Here is a 1,532-nt window from a genome sequence, read left to right on the forward strand (position 1 = left end):
TGTTGGGTGGCGAGCGAGTGACCAGGACGGCTGGGGCAGCCGAAGGCATAAGCGGTCGCGTGATTTTTGCTGATTGACCGGCAAGGATGCCGAAGCAATCTTTCGCAAAAATAGCGACTCCCCTTGTCACGCGGTTAATTGGCTGGCCAAGGAGCCGCTGCCATTAGGCTAAGGGTTGTTCTTGAAATATCAATAAGATATGACTAAGCATCCGCCTGTTTACAGATCACTCTTATAATAGATCCTGCCGAAGGACAGGCAAACGGCGGCCAGCTGTATGTTACGTTATATTATAACATTTATTTCGGGGCTTCAATTTATTTGGCGCAAGCTGTCAAAGCACTCCTATTTTTTAACTTATTTTTCAATCAATAGCTTTCATCAGCACTAACCAAACCTACTGCACGCGCTTTACCGCGCACCGGAAAAACCCACCCCCTCCCCGCTGTATGGACGTGGGACATAGGTAACACATGTTCGGGGACATGGGTGATGGTTTTTTCGGGTTATTGTGGGGCCTTTAGGTCAATAAAGGCAATCTTATATTGGCAAAAATAGACATCAAGCCCCCCGTCTTGAGGTGTGGCCCTTAAAGCCACAGGATAGCCCCTGAAAGCCTTGCCCACTTTCCAGGTACGGCCTAAATAGCTAAATTCGCCCTTGGCCTGCACCATACGGACTTGGTCGTCAGGGGCGTACTCGATGGGCGGCAAGGACTCCGGGAACGGCCTCGGGCTGGCTTGGTAACGGCTGACGGGCGGCTGCAAACCCAGTGCCTGGTGCGGGCGTTCGAGATTGTACATGTCCCGCCAAGCATCGAAACGCTTTTGGGCAATGGCCAAGTTTGCGAAAGTCTCATGCGCCAAAAGCTCGCCCTTGAGGGTGCGGTGGAAGCGTTCGTCCTTGCCCTGGGTTTGCGGGTGGTAGGGGCGCGAATGGCTGACTTTGATGCCCAAGCGCAACAGCCAGACCGTCAACGGCGTATAGGGGTTGTCGCGGTCGTCACCCCAAGGAGGCCCGTTGTCCATCGTCATGCGCCACGGCAAACCGTAATTGCGGAAGGCCGCCGTCAGCGCCGCCTGTACAGTGCCGGTCTGCTCATTGGCGCAGGCACTGAGGCATACCGAATACCGGGAATGGTCGTCCAAGACGGTTAGCGGGTGGCAACGCCCGTTGAGCAAAGCGACATGCCCCTTAAAGCCCATCTGCCACAAGTCATTGGGTGCGGGATGTTCGAACCTGTGCCAAGGTTTATGCCGGATGCCGGAATCGGTGTCTATGCGGTCATGGCGGCGCAAAATGGCGGTTATCGTGCTGGGGCAAGGCATGTCCGTATGCCCTAAAGCCTTCAGCCGTGCGCCCAGTTTGCGTCCGCCCCAAGCCGGGTGCTGGTCGCGGAGAGCCAAAAAGGGGAGTCGCTATTTTTGCGAAAGATTGCTTCGGCATCCTTGCCGGTCAATCAGCAAAAATCACGCGACCGCTTATGCCTTCGGCTGCCCCAGCCGTCCTGGTCACTCGCTCGCCACCCAACA

The 1,532-nt window shown here is 55.5% G+C and carries 1 pseudogene; it reads right to left on the bottom strand.

The features are described from left to right. Window positions 1-506: 506 nt before the first annotated feature. Window positions 507-1,406 (bottom strand): annotated as a pseudogene (locus tag AADEFJLK_RS23620) (integrase core domain-containing protein); the annotation flags it as partial. Window positions 1,407-1,532 lie beyond the last annotated feature (126 nt).

The organism is Methylovulum psychrotolerans (assembly GCF_002923755.1).
Classification (GTDB): Bacteria; Pseudomonadota; Gammaproteobacteria; order Methylococcales; family Methylomonadaceae; genus Methylovulum; species Methylovulum psychrotolerans.